15 protein-coding genes are annotated in these 16,813 nt (G+C 73.4%); 9 read left to right on the top strand and 6 right to left on the bottom strand.

The genetic code is table 11. From position 1 onward, the window contains the following. Window positions 1–92: 92 nt before the first annotated feature. The 6 genes from AB0I49_RS26890 to AB0I49_RS26865 form a co-directional block, all read right to left on the bottom strand. Window positions 93–1,334: a cytochrome P450 gene (locus AB0I49_RS26890; protein ID WP_363229660.1), complete on the bottom strand. Its 1,242-nt coding sequence runs from the start codon at window positions 1,332–1,334 to the stop codon at window positions 93–95. Then, a complete protein-coding gene (locus AB0I49_RS26885) occupies window positions 1,331–2,566 on the bottom strand; it encodes a cytochrome P450 (RefSeq protein WP_363229659.1) in 1,236 nt (411 codons plus the stop codon). Before AB0I49_RS26885 ends, AB0I49_RS26890 begins: the two co-directional genes overlap by 4 nt. Then, on the bottom strand, window positions 2,563–3,219 hold the full coding sequence (locus tag AB0I49_RS26880; RefSeq protein ID WP_363229658.1) for an ATP/GTP-binding protein: 657 nt from the start codon (window positions 3,217–3,219) through the stop codon (window positions 2,563–2,565). Before AB0I49_RS26880 ends, AB0I49_RS26885 begins: the two co-directional genes overlap by 4 nt. 244 nt (window positions 3,220–3,463) lie before the next feature. After that, window positions 3,464–3,823 (bottom strand): DUF742 domain-containing protein, encoded by a 360-nt coding sequence (locus AB0I49_RS26875; RefSeq protein WP_363229657.1) that lies wholly within the window; start codon window positions 3,821–3,823, stop codon window positions 3,464–3,466. Then, window positions 3,820–4,266, bottom strand: a complete 447-nt coding sequence (locus AB0I49_RS26870) for a roadblock/LC7 domain-containing protein (RefSeq protein WP_362163007.1) — start codon at window positions 4,264–4,266, stop codon at window positions 3,820–3,822. The genes AB0I49_RS26875 and AB0I49_RS26870 overlap by 4 nt, the downstream gene beginning before the upstream one ends. After that, window positions 4,266–5,729, bottom strand: a complete 1,464-nt coding sequence (locus tag AB0I49_RS26865; RefSeq protein ID WP_363229656.1) for an ATP-binding protein — start codon at window positions 5,727–5,729, stop codon at window positions 4,266–4,268. The genes AB0I49_RS26870 and AB0I49_RS26865 overlap by 1 nt, the downstream gene beginning before the upstream one ends. Before the next feature lie 351 nt (window positions 5,730–6,080). Between AB0I49_RS26865 and AB0I49_RS26860 the strand changes: the two genes are divergently transcribed. The 9 genes from AB0I49_RS26860 to dnaG all read left to right on the top strand — a co-directional run bounded on the left by AB0I49_RS26860 (window position 6,081) and on the right by dnaG (window position 16,739). Then, the gene (locus AB0I49_RS26860) at window positions 6,081–6,863 is read left to right on the top strand and encodes a TSUP family transporter (protein ID WP_363229655.1); all 783 of its coding nucleotides are present in this window, start codon (window positions 6,081–6,083) and stop codon (window positions 6,861–6,863) included. Window positions 6,864–7,080: 217 nt separating this feature from the next. Continuing rightward, window positions 7,081–8,025, top strand: coding sequence for a hypothetical protein (locus AB0I49_RS26855; RefSeq protein WP_363229654.1), 945 nt, complete (start codon window positions 7,081–7,083; stop codon window positions 8,023–8,025). After that, window positions 8,025–8,420 (top strand): divalent-cation tolerance protein CutA, encoded by a 396-nt coding sequence (cutA, locus tag AB0I49_RS26850; RefSeq protein WP_363229653.1) that lies wholly within the window; start codon window positions 8,025–8,027, stop codon window positions 8,418–8,420. Before AB0I49_RS26855 ends, cutA begins: the two co-directional genes overlap by 1 nt. A 112-nt stretch (window positions 8,421–8,532) precedes the next feature. Next, the gene (locus tag AB0I49_RS26845; RefSeq protein ID WP_363229652.1) at window positions 8,533–9,513 is read left to right on the top strand and encodes an adenosine deaminase; all 981 of its coding nucleotides are present in this window, start codon (window positions 8,533–8,535) and stop codon (window positions 9,511–9,513) included. A 384-nt stretch (window positions 9,514–9,897) separates the two neighbouring features. Next, window positions 9,898–11,226: a deoxyguanosinetriphosphate triphosphohydrolase gene (locus AB0I49_RS26840; protein ID WP_363229651.1), complete on the top strand. Its 1,329-nt coding sequence runs from the start codon at window positions 9,898–9,900 to the stop codon at window positions 11,224–11,226. Between the two features lie 164 nt (window positions 11,227–11,390). Beyond that, window positions 11,391–12,686: an alkene reductase gene (locus AB0I49_RS26835; RefSeq protein WP_363229650.1), complete on the top strand. Its 1,296-nt coding sequence runs from the start codon at window positions 11,391–11,393 to the stop codon at window positions 12,684–12,686. Between the two features lie 162 nt (window positions 12,687–12,848). After that, window positions 12,849–14,111: an FAD-dependent oxidoreductase gene (locus AB0I49_RS26830; RefSeq protein ID WP_363229649.1), complete on the top strand. Its 1,263-nt coding sequence runs from the start codon at window positions 12,849–12,851 to the stop codon at window positions 14,109–14,111. 10 nt (window positions 14,112–14,121) lie between these two features. Then, a complete protein-coding gene (locus tag AB0I49_RS26825; RefSeq protein ID WP_363229648.1) occupies window positions 14,122–14,640 on the top strand; it encodes a GNAT family N-acetyltransferase in 519 nt (172 codons plus the stop codon). Window positions 14,641–14,819: 179 nt separating this feature from the next. Continuing rightward, window positions 14,820–16,739 (top strand): DNA primase, encoded by a 1,920-nt coding sequence (gene dnaG / locus AB0I49_RS26820; protein ID WP_363229647.1) that lies wholly within the window; start codon window positions 14,820–14,822, stop codon window positions 16,737–16,739. Window positions 16,740–16,813 lie beyond the last annotated feature (74 nt).

Raw genomic sequence — 16,813 nt, 5'->3', positions numbered from 1 at the left:
ATCCCTGTACTGGGCGTACCGGGATGATCCCGACAACGCGGCGAGAGTGCGTGCCAGGCGTCGCGGAGCAGGCGGGATTTTGACGACAGGGCCTAAGGGGTGAGAGGGGTGAGCCGTACCGGCAGGGTCTGCGTGCTGTTGCCGATGAAGCTCGGCAGCGGCGCCAGCTCCGCGTCCGGGACGGCCTGCGTCAGCGCGGGGTAGCGGGCGAAGAGCCGGTCGAGGGCGATGGCGGCCTCCAGCCGTGCCAGCGGCGCGCCCAGGCAGAAGTGCGGGCCGTGGCCGAAGGAGAGGTGGCGGCCCGCGAGGCGGGTCACGTCGAAGCGGTCCGCGTCCGGCCCGTGCGTACGCGGGTCGCGCCCGGCGGCGGAGTAGGAGGCGAGTACGGGCGTGCCCTCGGGGATGACCGCGCCGCCGACCTCCAGGTCGGTGGTGGGGTAGCGGAACGGGAAGTGGCTGACGGGGCTGTCGTAGCGGAGGGTCTCCTCGACGACGGCGGACCAGGACGCCGCCCCGGTCCGTACGAGCTCCAGTTGGTCGGGGTGCGCGCACAGCGCCCGTACCGCGTTGTTGATCAGGTTCAGGGTCGTCTCGTGACCCGCGATGATCATCAGCAACAGGGTGCCGATCAGCTCCCGCTCGCTGAGCCGGTCGCCGTCCTCCTCGCGGGCCGCGATCAGCGCGCTGGTCAGGTCGTCGCCCGGAGCGGCGCGGCGGACCTCGGCGACATGGGTGAGGATCGCGACGATCTCGCGGTTGGCGGACAGTACCTGGGCGGGCTCGACGACGGTGCTGACGACCAGGTTGGACAGGGCGTGCAGCCGGTCGTGCAGCTCGGCGTCCACGCCGAGGAGTTCGCAGATGACGCCCATCGGCAGCGGATAGGCGAAGTGCCGCCGCAGGTCCACCACGCCGTCCGCGTCCGCCGCGCCGGGCAGCCGGTCGAGGAGGTCCTCGGTCAGCTTCTCGATCCGGGGGCGCAGCGCCTCGACGCGGCGCGCCGTGAACGCCTTGGTGACCAGGGAGCGCAGCCGCCGGTGGTCGGCCCCGTCGGCGGTGGTCATCCCGTCGACGGTGGCGAAGGTGGCGAGCGGCCAGCCCGGCGGTATCTCGCCCGCCCGCATCGCCGCGAAGTGGCAGGCGTTCTTGGCGACGTCGGGGTGGCCGAGGAACTCCTTCAGTTCCTCGTGGCCGGTGACGGCGAAGGCGGTCACGTCGCCGGGGAGCGTCACGGGCACCGCCGTGCCATGGGCGCGCAGCCGTTCGTTGACGGTGTGCTGGCCCGCTTCGGTGTCGAGGAGGTGCGGAGCGGGTGCGGCGGGAGGAACAGTCATGTCGGGTCTCCAAGGGCCGTGGCGGCGAGGGCGGGCCGGCTGAACCGTACGGGCAGGGCCGCCAGTTCCTTCGTCCAGGGTGACGCGGCCCAGGTCAACGCGGACTCTTCGACGGCGAGTTCGAGGTCGGGCAGCCGGTGCCGCAGGGTGTCCACGGCGGTACGGGCGATCAGCCGGGCCGGGTCCTGGGCCGGGCAGGTGTGCGGGCCCGCGCCGAAGGCGAGGTGCGAGCGGTTGCCGACGACGGGCCGGCCGTCGGCGGGCAGCACCTCGGGGTCGGCGTTGGCGCCCGCGAGCCCGAGAACGAGCATGTCGCCGGCGCGCACGTCCTGGCCGCCGAAGGACAGGTCGCGGGTGGCGTAGCGGGCCGGGAAATTCTGGGTGGGCGGGAACCGCCACAGCACCAGGTCGAGCGCGTCGTCGACGGTGAGGTGGCCGCGGGAGAGGGAGGAGCGGAAGGCCGGGTCGGTGAGGAGGATCAGCAGGGTGGTGGCGATCCAGTTCCCGGTGGTCCGGTTGCCCGCGACGATGGTCACCACGATGTTGTGCAGCAGCTCCTCGTCGTCGAGCCCGGCGTCGTGCCCGAGCAGCCAGGAGACCAGGTCGTCGCCGGGCGCGCGGCGCTTCTCCTCGATCAGGTCGCGCAGCATGGCGGACATCCGGCCGCTGGCCTCGGCGGATTCGGCGGTGGCGGCGACGGTGGTGGTGATCGCCTCGACCAGCGGCGGCCCGGCCTCCGCGCCGATGCCCAGCAGCCCGGTGACCACGTGCAGCGGCAGCGCGCGGGCGTACTGGCCGACCAGTTCGGCTTCCGTGCCGTGCGCGGCGAACTCCCCGATCAGCCGCTCGGCGGTGGCCCGTACGGAGCGGATCAGCTCGTGCCCGTTGACGCGGGCCAGCGCGTCGGCGACGGCCCCGCGCATCCGCCGGTGCTGCTGCCCGTCCGCGTACAGCAGGGCGGGCCGCCAGCCGACCATCGGCAGTACGGGCGAGTCGCGCGGCACCCGGCCCTCGCGCAGCGGGGTCCAGCGGCGCGGGTCGTGCGAGAAGTACTGCTCGTCGCGGGTGAGATGAAGCAGCTCGCGGTGGCCGAGCACCAGCCAGGCGTCCAGCCCGGGGGCGAGGGAGACGGGCACGACCGGGCCGTGCTCCGCGCGCATCCGCTCGTACAGGGCCGCCGCGTCGCCGTCCATCGTCGGCCCGTACAGCGGTATGCGGACGGTGCTGGTCATGACGGCTCCGGGGCGAGCGGCGCCGCGGTCGCGGCGGGGGCGGTGTTGAGCGCGATGAGGTGCGTGACCAGCGAGATCAGGGCCTTGAGCGAGGACTTGTGCTCGCGGGCGTCGCAGATCACCAGCGGGGTGCGGGGGAGCAGGTCGAGGGCGGTGCGCAGCTCGCCCTCGTCGTGCAGGGCGCTGTCCGGGAAGGCGTTGACGGCGACCGTGAAGGGCACGTCGAGGTCCTCCAGATGGCCGATGGCGTCGAAGGAGGCCGACAGGTCGCGGGTGTCGACGAGGGCGAGCGCGCCGAGCGCGCCGCGCGCCAGGTCCTTCCAGGCGGGCAGGAAGCGGTGCTGTCCGGGCGTGCCGAAGAGGTAGAGCACCAGCTCGCCGCCGAGGGTGATGCGGCCGAAGTCGAGGGCGACGGTCGTGGTGGTCTTGGCGGAGGGCGGCGCGGTGTCCACGCGGGCGCCCGCCTGGGTCATGGTGGCCTCGGTGGAGAGCGGTTTGATCTCCGAGACGGTGCTGATGAGCGTGGTCTTGCCGACGCCCATCGGGCCGACGACCAGGATCTTGGCGGCGCCGGAGACGCTGGGGCTGACGTAGACGTCGGAGTCGCCGACCGCGTCCGGCTGCGTGCCGTCGGCCGCCGCGTCGCTGCTCACTGCCGCCCCGCCTGTCGTCTCGCCTGCCGCCCCGCCAGCCGTTACGCCTGTCGTCCCGTCTGTCGTCCCGCCTGCCGTTACGCCTGTCGTCCCATCTGTCGTCTCGCCGGCCATCTCGCCTGTCGTTCCGCATGCCGACACGTCCGCCGCCCCTGCCGCCACAGCCGTCGTCCCTGCCGCCACACCCATCGTCCCTGCCGTACCGCCCGTCGTCCCTGCCGTCACACCTGCCACGCTCACCACGTCAGAGTTTCGCTTCGAGCCCATCAAGCACCTTTCTCAGCAGGTCCATATCGGCGCGCTCGGCGACCGGTACGGGCGGCCTCGCCCTGATATGGCCCCAGTCGATGAGGTCCGCGAGCAACACCCGCACCACGGCCGGGGACTGGCCCAGATGGGCGGCGACCTCCGCCACCGACAGCAGCCCCTGGCAGCGTTCCACGATCCGCCGGTACTCGGGTTGGAGCGACGGATCGGGGGCGCTCCCCGAGGCCCGTACGAGCGTCTCCAGCGCCAGCTCCTCCCGCGAGGAACCCACCCGTCCGCCCGTGATCACATAGGGCCGCACCGCGTCCGTGGTCCGCTCCTCCCCGGGCCCCGTCATGACTCGGGGTTCACCGGTTCCCGTGGCTGGCTGCTCAGGTGCGCCCCGATCCTGGCCACCAGCAGCTGCATCTGCTGGGCGACCAGACCGACGTCGGCGTCCGCCTCGGTGGCCACCCCGAGGGACGCGCTCACCCCGGCCGAGGTGAAGAGGATGAACCCGCTCTCCGACTCGACCATCAACTGCCGTACGCCCGCGCTCTCCCCGAACAGCAGGGCCGCCGCGCTCCGGCTGGTCACCGTCATCGCCGCACAGGCGGCGGCCAGCGACTCGGCCTCGTCCAGCCCCAGCCGCGGCACGTCGCCGGAGAGCCCCTCGGCCGATTCGTGGCCCATCCGCAGGCCGTCCTCGGAGACGACGACGGCGTGCCGCACGCCCGGTATCCGCGTCAACGGGCGGAGCATCCAGCCCACATCGGGGAGTTTGGAAATGGTGCCGGCCATCAGCGGCCTCCTTCTTCCTCGTCGGTGGGGGAGCCGGCGCCGGGTGGAGCGGCGTCGGCCTCGCCGAGCTGTGCGCGGCCGAGCCGGGTGCCCTGGACCACGCTGGCCACGGACGCGCCGGCCGCCTCGGGGGTCCACGGCCGTTCGCCGGCCGGCGGTGCGGGCGGCGCCGGTGGGGCGGCCGGGACGGGGGCCGAGCCGGGGGGCCGGCGGCGGCTGCGGCGCTGTGGCAGGGCGCCCGGCGCCGGTTGGGGAGCGGCGCCGCCGCCGGACGGCGCCCCGGCCTCGTTCCGTACGGGCTGTTCGTCCCGTACGGCCCCGTCTCGTACGGTCTGTTCGCGTCCGGCCGCCCCCTCTCGTACGGGCGCCTCCTCGCGTACGGGCGCCTCCGCTCGTACGGGCGCCTCCTCGCGTACGGGGGCCGGGGCCTGGGCCGGGATCATCGCGGGGCGCGGCGGGGCGACGACCGGAATCGGCTCGTCCAGCGTGGGTTCGGTCAGCAGCCGGTGCGGTACGAACACGACCACGCGCGTCCCGCCGTACGCGGAAGCCGTCGACAGCTCCACCCCGAACCCCAGCTCCCGCGACCAGCGGCCCACGCACGCGAGCCCCAGCCGCGGCACCGCGCCGAGCTGCGCGAGGTCGAGTTCGTCGCGGAGCTGGGCGGTGGCCTGGCGCAGCACGTCCGGCGGCATGCCGAGCCCCGCGTCGTCGATCTCGATGACGGCCCCGGCGGCGACCTCCCGCACGGAGACGGCGACCTGGGTGCGGGAGGGCGAGAAGACCGTGGCGTTCTCCAGGAGTTCGGCCACGGCGTGCATCAGCCCCTCGACGGCGGGCGCCATCGCGTACAGCGACTGCCCGCCGTGCACGTCCACCCGCCCGAACTCCACGATCCGCGACTGCGCGCCGCGCACGCAGTCGAAGAGCGTCACGGGCCGGGTCTCGCGCCGGGCCGGCCAGATCCCGCACATCACGAGGAGCGTCTGGGCCTTGCGGGTCATCTGGGCGGCGGCGTGGTCGGCGGCCATGACCTGGGCCATCAGCGGGGCCTCGGAGACCTCGCGGCCGAGCCCGTCCAGGACCTGCTGCTGGACCGTCGCCATCGCGTGCACGTTCCTGGCCACCGACTCGAACGACGCCTGGACCGAGTCGCGCAGCGAACGCTCCCTGCGGGCCGCCTCGTCGAAGTCGGCCCGTACGGCCGCGAGCCGGGCGGCCTCGGCGGCGTGCCCGGCCGCCAGCTCCGTCAGCCGCTCGACGTCGGCGGTGAGGTGCGCGGAGTCCGCTGCCAGGCGCGCGGTGTCGGAGGTCAGGCGCGCGGCGTCGGCGCGGGCCGCCCGGAGCGCACCGCGCAGCCGCAGCGCCCAGACCGCCAGGAACGCCGCGCAGACCAGCAGCAGGGCCGCGACGGCGACGACGGTCACGGCGGCGGCGCCGGTTACCGAGAACGCTTGGGTCATGGGTTTCCTCGAACGGTGTACGGCAGAGGCAGCCAGGAACCCGTGGGGCGCGACCGGGATCAGGGGATGAGAGGGATCAAGGCCGGCAAAATACTACTGATCAAGTGGGCGAAATCGAGGGGCTGTCGGACATTCATCGGTGAAAACCAGCCATAAATCTTCCACTTGGCATCGGCTCGCGTCGGCTCGGCGTCGGCTCGGCGGCGGCGCGGCGGCAGCGCGGCGGGCGAGGCCGGTGTCGGGGCCGATCGGTCCGGGGGGCGGGACTGCTCGATATTGATCGGTATTGACTTATATCGACCGGTATCAGAGCCAACGTCGCATTCGACGGCGGCCCGTACGATCACGCCGGTGATCCATGACATATCCGTGACAACGCTGCTCCTGCTCTGCCTGGCCGCCGCGGCGGCCGGCTGGATCGACGCCGTCGTGGGCGGCGGGGGCCTCCTCCAACTCCCGGCGCTGCTCGTGGGCCTCCCGCACGTCGCCCCCGCCTACGTACTGGGCACCAACAAGGCCGTGGCGATCGTCGGCACCTCCGCCGCCGCCATCACCTACACCCGCAAGGCCCCGCTGGACGTACGGACGGCGGTGCGCATCGGGCTCGCCGCGGCGGGCGGCTCACTGGCCGGGGCCTTCTTCGCGGCCGGCATCGACAGCGCGGTGCTGCGGCCGCTGATCATGGTCATCCTGCTGGCCGTCCTCGCGTTCGTCCTGCTGCGGCCGGCCTTCGGCACGGCGGCGCCGACGGGCCCGGTGACCCGCCGCCGGGCGGTGGCCGCCGTCCTCGTCGCGGGCCTGGGCATCGGCTTCTACGACGGGCTGATCGGCCCCGGCACCGGCACCTTCCTGGTCCTGGCGCTCGTCGCGATCCTGCACATGGATCTGGTCACGGCCTCCGCGACCTCCAAGGTCGTCAACGTCTGCACCAATATGGGCGCGTTGGTCACCTTCTCCGTGCAGGGCACGGTGCTCTGGCAGCTCGCCGCGCCCATGGCCCTGTTCAACCTCATCGGCGGCGCGACGGGCGCGCGGATGGCGCTGAAGCGGGGGAGCGGGTTCGTCCGAGTGGTGCTGGTCGTGGTCGTCGTCGGGCTGGTCGCCAAGCTCGGCTACGACCAGTGGGGCGGGTGAGGCCCCGGGAGCCCGCGCGGGAGGACTGTTCCGCAGTCGTTCGCCGATTGTTGGGACGCAATCCGCCGGACGGGGCATGTACGAAAAGACGGTGAGGAAATCGTTTTGGTACGGGAGTGAACCAGGTGCGTACGGCTAGCCTGTCGGTGACCTTCCAGAAGCGGCGGGGGTGTACGTGCGTCTTTCCCGATGGAGCCGGGCCCGGTGGGGCCGGGCCGTGCTCGCGGGACTCTATGTCGTCACACTCGCCGCGGCCGTGCCCCGACCGGACGGCGACGACCGGGACGCCGACTGGACGAGCGCGAAGGCCCAGCGGTTCTGGGGGCCCTCGCGGATGTCGGCCGCCACGCCGCCGCAGGAGGAGCCGGACGACGCCAAGAGCGACAGCGGCGCGAACGCCGACAGAGCCGCGAAGGCCGACGACCAAGGGGCCGACGACCCGGCCCAGCGCATCACGGGCAGCGCCCGGCACTTCGACGGGATCCCCACGGTCGGCGTCCTCTTCTATGTCGGCGACGACATGAAGAACCACCACTGCACGGCCAGCGTCGTGCACAGCCCCAAGGGCAACCTGCTGGTCACCGCCGGACACTGCTCGCTGGGCGACCAGGCCGCGTTCGCACCCGACTACCAGAAGGGCGCGGAGCGCCAGCCGTACGGGGTGTGGGCCGTGGACCGCACGTTCACCGACCCGCGCCGGGACGACTACGGCGACGGCTCCGACCTCGACTTCGCCTTCGCCACCGTCAAGCGCAACGCCGACGGCAAGCAGATCGAGTCCGTCACCGGCGCCAACGTCCTCTCCCGCACGCCCGGCTACGACAACCGCGTCACCGTCATCGGCTACCCCGACTCCGACGACGACCCGGCCGACCGAGCCATCCGCTGCACCGCCATGACCAGCCGCCTCAAGGACTACCGGCAGCTCCGCATGGAGTGCGACGGCTTCTATTCGGGGACCTCGGGCAGCCCGTGGCTGGCACACTTCAACGAGAAGACGAAGACCGGCGAGCTGATCGGCGTGCTCGGCGGCCTCAACGGCGGCGGCCCGGACGGCGACGACGCCTCCAAGGTCTCCTACAGCCCGATCGACGACGACGAGATCTTCAAGCTCTACGACGACGCGGTGCACGACCGCGACCCCGACCGGGAGAGCGACTGATGGTGTCCGACTTCGACCGCGACCATGCCCCCGGCCATGGACCCGCCCCCGTACCCGGCGACCGGTTCCTGGCCGTCCTGACCACCACCGACAGCGAGGCCGCGGCGCAGTCCCTGGCCCGCGGCGCCGTCGAGGCCAGGCTCGCGGCCTGCGCGCAGATCAGCTCGCCCATCGCCTCCGTGTACCGCTGGGAGGGCCGGGTCGAGACCGCCCGCGAATGGCAGGTCCTGCTGAAGACGACGGCCGCGCGGTACGAGGCCCTCGCGGCCCACATCCGCACCGCGCACGGCTACGACACCCCGGAGATCATCGCGACGCCGATCACGCACGGCGACGAGGAGTACCTGGCGTGGGTGGCGGCCGAGGTGGAGCCGTCCGGGGAGCCGGGGGCTTAACCCCGGGGGCCGGGCGGCGGCGGGGCTCTGGTTACCCTGAGGGATTCCCCTCAGCAGCGGCGGCTGACCGCACGCTGCCGCGCAGACCAGCAGAACAGGTGTGATCCTCCCCGTGCCCCCGATACCCAAAGCAGAGCTGCACCTCCACATCGAGGGCACGCTGGAACCGGAACTGGCCTTCGCGCTGGCCGCGCGCAACGGCGTCGAGCTGCCCTACCTCTCCGAGGACGAGCTGCGCGCCGCGTACTCCTTCAGCGACCTCCAGTCCTTCCTAGACCTCTATTACGCGCTGATGGCCGTGCTCCGCACCGAGGACGACTTCGCGGACCTCGCCGACGCCTATCTGGCCCGCGCCAGTGCGCAGGGCGTCCGGCACGCGGAGATCTTCTTCGACCCGCAGGCGCACACCGCGCGCGGCCTGGAGATCGGCGCCGTCATCGAGGGCCTGGCCCGCGCGCTCGACGCCGCCGAGGCGAAGCACGGCGTCTCCACCCGCCTGATCATGTGCTTCCTGCGCGACGAGAGCGCCGAGTCGGCGCTGGCGACGTTCGAGGCCGCCCGCCCGTATCTGCACCGGATAGCCGCCGTCGGCCTCGACTCCGCCGAGGTCGGCAACCCGCCCTCGAAGTTCCGAGAGGTGTACGCGCGCGCCCGCGAGGCCGGCCTCAAGTGCGTCGCGCACGCGGGGGAGGAGGGCCCGCCCGCGTACGTATGGGAGGCCCTGGACGTTCTCGGCGTGGACCGCGTCGACCACGGGGTGCGCTGCATGGAGGACGACGCGCTCGTCGCCCGGCTCGCCGCCGACCAGACGCCGCTGACGCTGTGCCCGCTGTCGAACGTACGGCTGCGCGTCATCGACAAGCTGGCCGACCACCCGCTGCCCGCGATGCTCGACGCCGGGCTGCTGGTCACGGTCAACTCCGACGACCCCGCCTATTTCGGGGGCTACGCCGACGACAACTTCACCGGCGTACGGGACGCGCTCGGCCTCGACGACGAGACGCTGCGCACCCTGGCGCGCAACTCCTTCCGCGCGTCGTTCCTGGACGAGGAGACCCGCGCCAAGTACTTGGCGGAGGTCGACGCGCACTGAGGGGCCGGGCGGTACGGGCTGAGGCGGCGCGGGGGTGCGGTGCGGGGGCCGTACGTACCGGGGTGCGGGGCGGCGGCTCGGGCGCACCGTCCGCCCGTGGCGGCCACCGGCACCGGCCGTCCGCCGCCTGTGGCCGCTGTCCGCTGCCCGTGGCCGTCGTCCGTCGTCCGTGGCCGCCGTCCGCCCGCGCCCCGGCGACCGGCGGGGACGGAATCCGGTCGTCATCGCCGCGCCGCCGGACCGCGGCGCGGGGAGGACGGCCCGGTGACGGCCCGGTGGCGGACCGGTCCCCGGCGCCGGGAGGCGCACCGGCACCGCCGTGAACCGGACACCGCGCCGTGCACGCCGTCGCTCGTGTCACAGGGGGCGGTTACCGTCGGGGGTATGAACGGCACAGCGCGTACCGCGTCCGAGAATCCCGGAATCGGCGGATACGAACCGTCGGACCTGGAGCGGCGGGCCGCCGAGCCCGACAAGCGGCCGGGCCGCACGGCGTTCCAGCGGGACCGCGCGCGTGTGCTGCACTCCGCCGCGCTGCGCCGCCTCGCCGGGAAGACCCAGGTGGTCACGCCCGGCATCAGCGACCAGGTGTGGGACGCCAGCCCGCGGACGCGTTTGACGCACTCCCTGGAGTGCGCCCAGGTGGGCCGCGAACTGGGCGCGGCCCTCGGCTGCGACCCCGACCTGGTGGAGGTGGCCTGCCTCGCGCACGACCTCGGCCACCCGCCGTTCGGCCACAACGGGGAGCAGGCGCTCAACGAGGTCGCGGAGGGCTGCGGCGGCTTCGAGGGCAACGCGCAGTCGCTGCGGTTGCTGGCCCGCCTCGAACCGAAACGATTCACCACCGACCCGGAGAGCGGCGAGCCGGTCAGCGTCGGCCTCAACCTCACCCGCGCCGCCCTGGACGCCGCGACCAAGTACCCCTGGGCGCGCGGGGGCCACCCCTCGGACCCGGCGTCGCCGAAGTTCGGGGTCTACGCCGACGACGTGCCGGTGTTCGAGTGGCTGCGCGAGGGCGCGCCCAAGAACGGCAAGAGCTTCGAGGCGCACGTCATGGACTGGTCCGACGATGTCGCGTACTCCGTGCACGACGTCGAGGACGGCCTGCACGCCGGCCATATCGACCCCAACTGCCTGCTCGCCGAGCCCGAGCGGCGCGAGATCTTCGCCGTCGCCGCCGCCCGGTACGCGCCCGGCGCCGACCCCGAGGAACTGGCCGCCGCCCTCGACCGCCTCCTCGGCCAGGAGTGGTGGCCGCACGGCTACGACGGGACGGCCGTCGCCCAGGCCCGCCTCAAGGACGCCGCCAGCCAGCTCATCGGCCGCTTCTGCCTCGCCGCCGAGGGCGCGACCCGCGCCGCGTACGGGCCCGGCCGCCTCACCCGCTACCGCGCCGAGCTGGTCGTACCGCACGGGACCCGCCTCGAATGCGCCGTGCTGAAGGCCGTCGCCGACCGGTACGTCATGCAGCGCCCCGCCCAGCAGAAGCTCCGCGCCGACCAGCGCGTCGTCATCGCCGAACTCGCCGAGGCGCTGATCGCCCGCGCCCCCGACGGCCTCGACCCGCAGTTCCACTCCCTGTTCACGGCCGCGCCCGACGACACGGCCCGGCTGCGCGCCGTCATCGACCAGATCGCGGCCCTCACCGACTCCTCCGCCCGCTCCCTGCGCACCCGCCTCACGGGTTCCACCCGCTCCACGCCACGGCGCTGAGCCCTGTCGGTCAGTCCCGCGGTCAGTCCCTCAGTCAGTCCCGCGGTCAGTCCCGCGGTCACATTTCCCCGGCGCGCTCCGTCAGCCTCACGGCACCGGCACCGGCATCGGCATCGGCACCGGCACCGGCACCGGAAACGACGTGACGAGGAGGGCGACGCCCGATGGACCCGCACACCCCCAGTACCGATGTCCAACCGCTGCTGCGGCCGATGAGCATCGGCGGTCTCCGGCTCCCCAACCGGGTGGTCATGGCACCCCTCACCCGCGCCCGCGTGACCAACACGGACCTGGCGCCGACGGACCTGCACGCCGCGTACTACGGCCAGCGGGCCACCGCCGGGCTGATCGTCAGCGAGGGCGTCTGGGTCGGCGAGCAGGCCATCGGCTTCGGCGGCGTCCCCGGCCTGTACACCGAAGGGCAGGCCGCCGCGTGGAGCCGCGTCACCGGCCTCGTCCACGCCCTCGGCGGCCGCATCGTGGCGCAGCTCTGGCATACGGGCGCCGTCTCGCACCCCGCCCACCTAGGCGGCGCGCTGCCCGCGGGGCCCTCGGCGGTCAATCCGTACGAGACGGTCCACACGCCGTACGGGCGCGAGGAGACCGCCACCCCCAGGGCGATGACCTCCGCGGACATCGACCGCACGATCGCGGCGTACGGGGCCGCGGCCGGGCACGCGCGCCGCGCCGGGTTCGACGGCGTGGAGATCGCGGCCAACGGGGTCTATCTGATCGCGCAGTTCCTCAACCGGCGGCTGAACCGCCGCACCGACGGCTACGGCACGGACCCCGGCCGCCTGCTGCTCGACATCACCGACGCGGTGAGCGCCGCGTGGAGCGCGCACCGCGTCGGCGTGCGGCTGTCCCCGTACTGGACCGCCGCCGACCGGCCGCCCTCCGCCCCCTCGCACGGCGCGTACCCCTACACCGCGGACGCCCGCACCCTCGCCGACTACGACGCCGTCGTGGCCGGACTCAGCCGGCGCCGGGTGGGCTACCTCCACCTGCGCGGCCGCGCGCCGGACGGCCCGGGAGCCCGCCCCGACGCCTCCGCGTTCGCCGAGTTCGCCCGCTACCAGCGGCTCTTCGACGGGCCGCTGATCGCCAACCACGGCTTCGACCGGGAGAGCGGCAACGCGATCGTCGAGGCGGGCGCCGCCGACGCCGTCTCCTTCGGCCGCCCCTTCATCGCCAACCCCGACCTGGTCAGCCGGTTCGCCCTGGGCCTCGGACTCGCCGCCGGGGACCGCTCCACCCACTACAGCGGTGCGGAGCGCGGCTACGTGGACTATCCGATCTGGGCGGGAGCAGGAGCGGGAGGAGGAGCGGGAGCAGGAGCAGGAGTAGGAGGAGGAGCGGGAGGAGGGGCAGGGGCGGGGGCAGAGGGGGCGCGATCCACCTGTTACCGCCGTTCAGGCGGGCCGGGCGCTCCGCTGTCACAGGGACCTGACACCCTGTAACCAGCAAGGGCCGGCGCATCGCCGTCCACCGTGTGTCATCGCTCTGAGCCGTCCGGCGCAGTCCCTCTTCCGGCATCACGCTCCGTGCGGGACGCTCGGCTTTGGCGATTGGGACCGGGGGGCGGAAAGCGCAGACGTACTGCGCGAGCTAGGAGGCACGAAGTGGTGGATGCACACCGGACGTTCGTCATCGTCGGAGGGGGCCTGGCCGGGGCCAAGGCCGCCGAAACCCTCCGATCGGAGGGTTTCACCGGCCGGGTGATACTGATCTGCGACGAACGCGAGCACCCTTATGAGCGCCCGCCGCTCTCCAAGGGCTACCTCATCGGCAACGAGGAGCGCGACAGCGTCTTCGTCCACGAGCCGTCCTGGTACGCGCAGGCCGATATCGAACTCCACCTCGGCCAGCCCGCAGTCCACCTCGACCGCGCCGCCAAGTCCGTACGGCTCGGCGACGGCACCAGCGTCCACTACGACCGGCTGCTGCTGGCCACCGGCGCCGAGCCCCGCCGCCTCGACGTCCCCGGCACCGACCTGGCCGGCGTCCACCACCTGCGCCGCCTCGCCCACGCCGAGCGGCTGCGCGGCGTGCTCGCCTCCCTCGGCCGCGACAACGGCCACCTCGTCATCGCCGGCGCCGGCTGGATCGGGCTCGAAGTCGCCGCGGCCGCCCGCTCGTACGGCGCCGAGGTGACCGTCGTCGAGTCCGAGCCGACGCCGCTGCACACCGTCCTCGGCCCCGAGCTCGGCGCGCTCTTCACCGACCTGCACCGCGAGCACGGGGTGCGCTTCCACTTCGGTTCCCGGCTCACCGAGATCGTCGGCCAGGACGGACTGGTGCTCGCCGTCCGCACCGACGACGGCGAGGAGCACCCCGCCCACGACGTCCTCGCCGCCATCGGCGCCGCCCCGCGCACCGCCCTCGCCGAGGCCGCGGGCCTGGAGCTGGCCGACCGCACGGGCGGCGGCGGCATCGCCGTGGACGCCGCGCTGCGCACCAGCGACCCGGACATCTTCGCCGCGGGCGACGTCGCCGCCGCCGAGCACCCGCTGATCGACTCCCGGTTCCGCGTCGAGCACTGGGCCAACGCGCTCAACGGCGGCCCCGCCGCCGCCCGCGCCATGCTCGGCCAGGAAGTCTCGTACGACCGGGTGCCGTATTTCTTCTCCGACCAGTACGACGTCGGCCTGGAGTACTCCGGCTACGCGCCGCCCGGCTCGTACGACCAGGTGGTCTGCCGCGGCGACGTCTCCAAGCGCGAGTTCATCGCCTTCTGGCTCAAGGAAGGCCGGCTGCTCGCCGGTATGAACGTCAACGTCTGGGACGTCACCGACCCCATCCAGCAGCTCATCCGCGCGGGCGCCCGCCCCGACCCGGAGGCCCTCGCCGACCCGGGGGTCCCGCTGACCTCGCTGCTGGAATAGCTTGGGGCGCATGACCATCCGTACAGCAGTGGTGCCGGTCGCGGAGATCTTCGAGCTGCGCCGGTCGGTGCTGCGGCCGGGGCTGCCGCCCGAGGCCGCCGTCTTCCCCGAGGACGGCGACCCGGACGGCCGCACCTTTCATGTCGCCGCGTACGACGAGGATGGCGCGGTGCGGGGCTGCGCCACGTTCTTCGCGGAGCCGCTGCCGGACGCGGCCGGTCCCGCCCACGCGACGGAAGGCCCCGTCCACGCGACCGACGGGACCGCCCCCGCGGCCGACGGGGCCGGGCGTGCGTACCGCTTCCGCGGCATGGCCAGCGATCCGGCCGTCCGCGGCCTCGGCTACGGCGTCGCCGTGCTGCGGGCGGGCCTCGACGAGGCCGCGGCCCGCGGCGCGCGGACCGTGTGGTGCAACGGCCGCACCTCGGCCCGCGGCTTCTACGAGCACCATGGCTTCACCGCAGTCGGAGAGGAATTCGTCATCGAGTCCGTCGGCCCGCACCGCGTGTTCACGATCAAGGTCGGGTGAACCGGGCTGGGCCGGGCCGGGGCGGGGCGGAGGGACCAGGCGGAGGGTCCGGTGGAGGGACCCGGCAGAGCGGCCCGGCGGAGGGCCCGGCAGAGCGGCCCGGCGGAGGGTCCGGCGGAGCGGCCCGGCGGAGGGGCCGGCGGTTCGGGAGTGTCGGACCCCGGCCGTAGACTTCACACGTGGCAGGCAGGATCAACGATGACGATGTGAAGGCGGTCCGGGACGCGGTCCCGATCGACGCCGTGGTCTCCGAGTACCTCCAGCTGCGCAACGCGGGCGGCGGCAATCTGAAGGGCCTCTGCCCCTTCCACGACGAGAAGTCGCCGTCGTTCCAGGTCAGCCCGTCCAAGGGGCTCTTCTACTGCTTCGGCTGCCAGGAGGGCGGGGACACTGTCGACTTCGTCATGAAGATCGACCACCTCTCCTTCGCCGAGACCATCGAGCGGCTCGCCGGCCTGGCCGGCATCACCCTGCGCTACGAGGAGGGCGGCTACACCCCCGGCCGCCAGCAGGGCGAGCGCATCCGCCTGGTCGAGGCGCACCGGGCGGCGGCCCTCTACTACGTCGAGCAGCTCGACAGCCCCGAGGCCGAGATCGGCCGCAAGTTCCTCGCGAGCCGCGGCTTCGACCAGGCCGCCGCCCAGCACTTCGGCGTCGGCTACAGCCCCGCCGGCTGGGACCACCTCACGCGCTTCCTGCGCGGCAAGGGCTTCAGCGACAAGGAGCTGATCCTCTCCGGGCTCGCCCAGGAGAGCCGCGGCGGCCGCCCCATCGACCGCTTCCGCGGCCGGCTGATGTGGCCCATCCGCGACATCACCGGCGAGTGCATCGGCTTCGGCGCCCGCAAGCTCCGCGACGACGACAACGGCCCCAAGTACCTCAACACCCCCGAGACCCCTCTCTACAAGAAGTCGCATGTGCTCTACGGCATCGACCTCGCCAAGAAGGAGATCGCCAAGACCAGCCGCGCCGTCGTCGTCGAGGGCTATACGGACGTCATGGCCTGCCACCTCGCGGGCGTCACCACCGCCATCGCCACCTGCGGCACCGCCTTCGCGGGCGACCACATCAAGATCCTCCGCCGGCTTCTGATGGACAACGCGTCGGCCGAGGTCGTCTTCACCTTCGACGGCGACGCGGCCGGGCAGAAGGCCGCCCTGCGGGCCTTCGAGGACGACCAGAAGTTCGCCGCCGAGACGTCCATCGCCATCACGCCGGGCGGCATGGACCCCTGCGAGCTGCGCCTCGCCGAGGGCGACGAATCCGTGCAGCGGCTGGTGGAGTCCCGTACGCCGCTCTTCGCCTTCGCGATCCGGCAGGTCGTCGGCCGCCACAACCTCGATACCGCCGAGGGCCGGGCCGCCGCCCTCGAAGCAGCCGCGCCCATCGTCGCGGGCATCAAGAACAGTTCCATCCAGCACGAGTACGCGGTGGCTCTCGCCGGCATGCTCGGCATCCTCGACACCCAGTTCGTGGTCCGCCGGGTCGGCCAGCTCGCCCGCTGGGCCCGCGAGCGCGGCCAGCGCCCCGGCGCCGACCAGGGCCGCCGTACGCACCGCGGCGCCCCGCCCGCACCGCAGGCCGCCTCCGCACCGTCGGCCCAGCCCACCCAGCGCGGCCCGGCCCTGAACCTGCGCAGCCCCGCCCACCGCACCGAGCGCGAGCTGCTCAAGCTGGCCCTCCAGCGCCCCGAACTGGTCGCCCCCGCCTTCGACGCGTACGGCGAGGACGAGTTCACCGCCGATCCGTACGTGGCCGTGCGCCGCACCATCGAGGAGGCCGGGGGAGTGACCCAGGCCGCCGACGACTACCTCGCGCGGGTGCGCGACGCGGCCCCCGACAACACCGTGCGCGCCATGGTCACCGAACTGGCCGTCGAGGCGATCCACAGCCGCACCGTCGACGAGGCGTACGCGGGCGTCCAACTGGTCCAGGTCCGGCTGCGGGCCGTGGAGCGCCGCGTCGCGGACGTGACGGCGAGCATGGTGCGCCTCGGCGCCCAGGCCGCCCCGGACCACCTAGCCGCCGTGCAGAACGAGCTGTGGGTCCTCCAGCAGTACGGCCAGGCACTGCGAGAGCGCGGCGCGGACGCGCTCTAGGGTCGACGCTGTCGGCCGTTCCCCTGTCGGCGGGGCGTAATCGAGCGCGACGGCGAGGGACGGCGCTGGTTCGC

Origin of the sequence: Streptomyces sp. NPDC050617, assembly GCF_040654795.1 — a bacterium.
Taxonomy (GTDB): Bacteria; Actinomycetota; Actinomycetes; order Streptomycetales; family Streptomycetaceae; genus Streptomyces.
The sequence above is the reverse complement of the archived record's forward strand: the minus strand, read 5'-3'. Positions and strand labels throughout refer to the sequence as shown.

Coding starts and splice junctions, on each gene's coding strand:
- AB0I49_RS26890 (WP_363229660.1), bottom strand. CDS start 1,334: ATGACTGTTCCTCCCGCCGCACCCGCTCCGCACCTCCTCGACACCGAA.
- AB0I49_RS26885 (WP_363229659.1), bottom strand. CDS start 2,566: ATGACCAGCACCGTCCGCATACCGCTGTACGGGCCGACGATGGACGGC.
- AB0I49_RS26875 (WP_363229657.1), bottom strand. CDS start 3,823: ATGACGGGGCCCGGGGAGGAGCGGACCACGGACGCGGTGCGGCCCTAT.
- AB0I49_RS26870 (WP_362163007.1), bottom strand. CDS start 4,266: ATGGCCGGCACCATTTCCAAACTCCCCGATGTGGGCTGGATGCTCCGC.
- AB0I49_RS26865 (WP_363229656.1), bottom strand. CDS start 5,729: ATGACCCAAGCGTTCTCGGTAACCGGCGCCGCCGCCGTGACCGTCGTC.
- cutA (WP_363229653.1), top strand. CDS start 8,025: ATGGTGTCCGACTTCGACCGCGACCATGCCCCCGGCCATGGACCCGCC.
- AB0I49_RS26840 (WP_363229651.1), top strand. CDS start 9,898: ATGAACGGCACAGCGCGTACCGCGTCCGAGAATCCCGGAATCGGCGGA.
- AB0I49_RS26835 (WP_363229650.1), top strand. CDS start 11,391: ATGGACCCGCACACCCCCAGTACCGATGTCCAACCGCTGCTGCGGCCG.
- AB0I49_RS26825 (WP_363229648.1), top strand. CDS start 14,122: ATGACCATCCGTACAGCAGTGGTGCCGGTCGCGGAGATCTTCGAGCTG.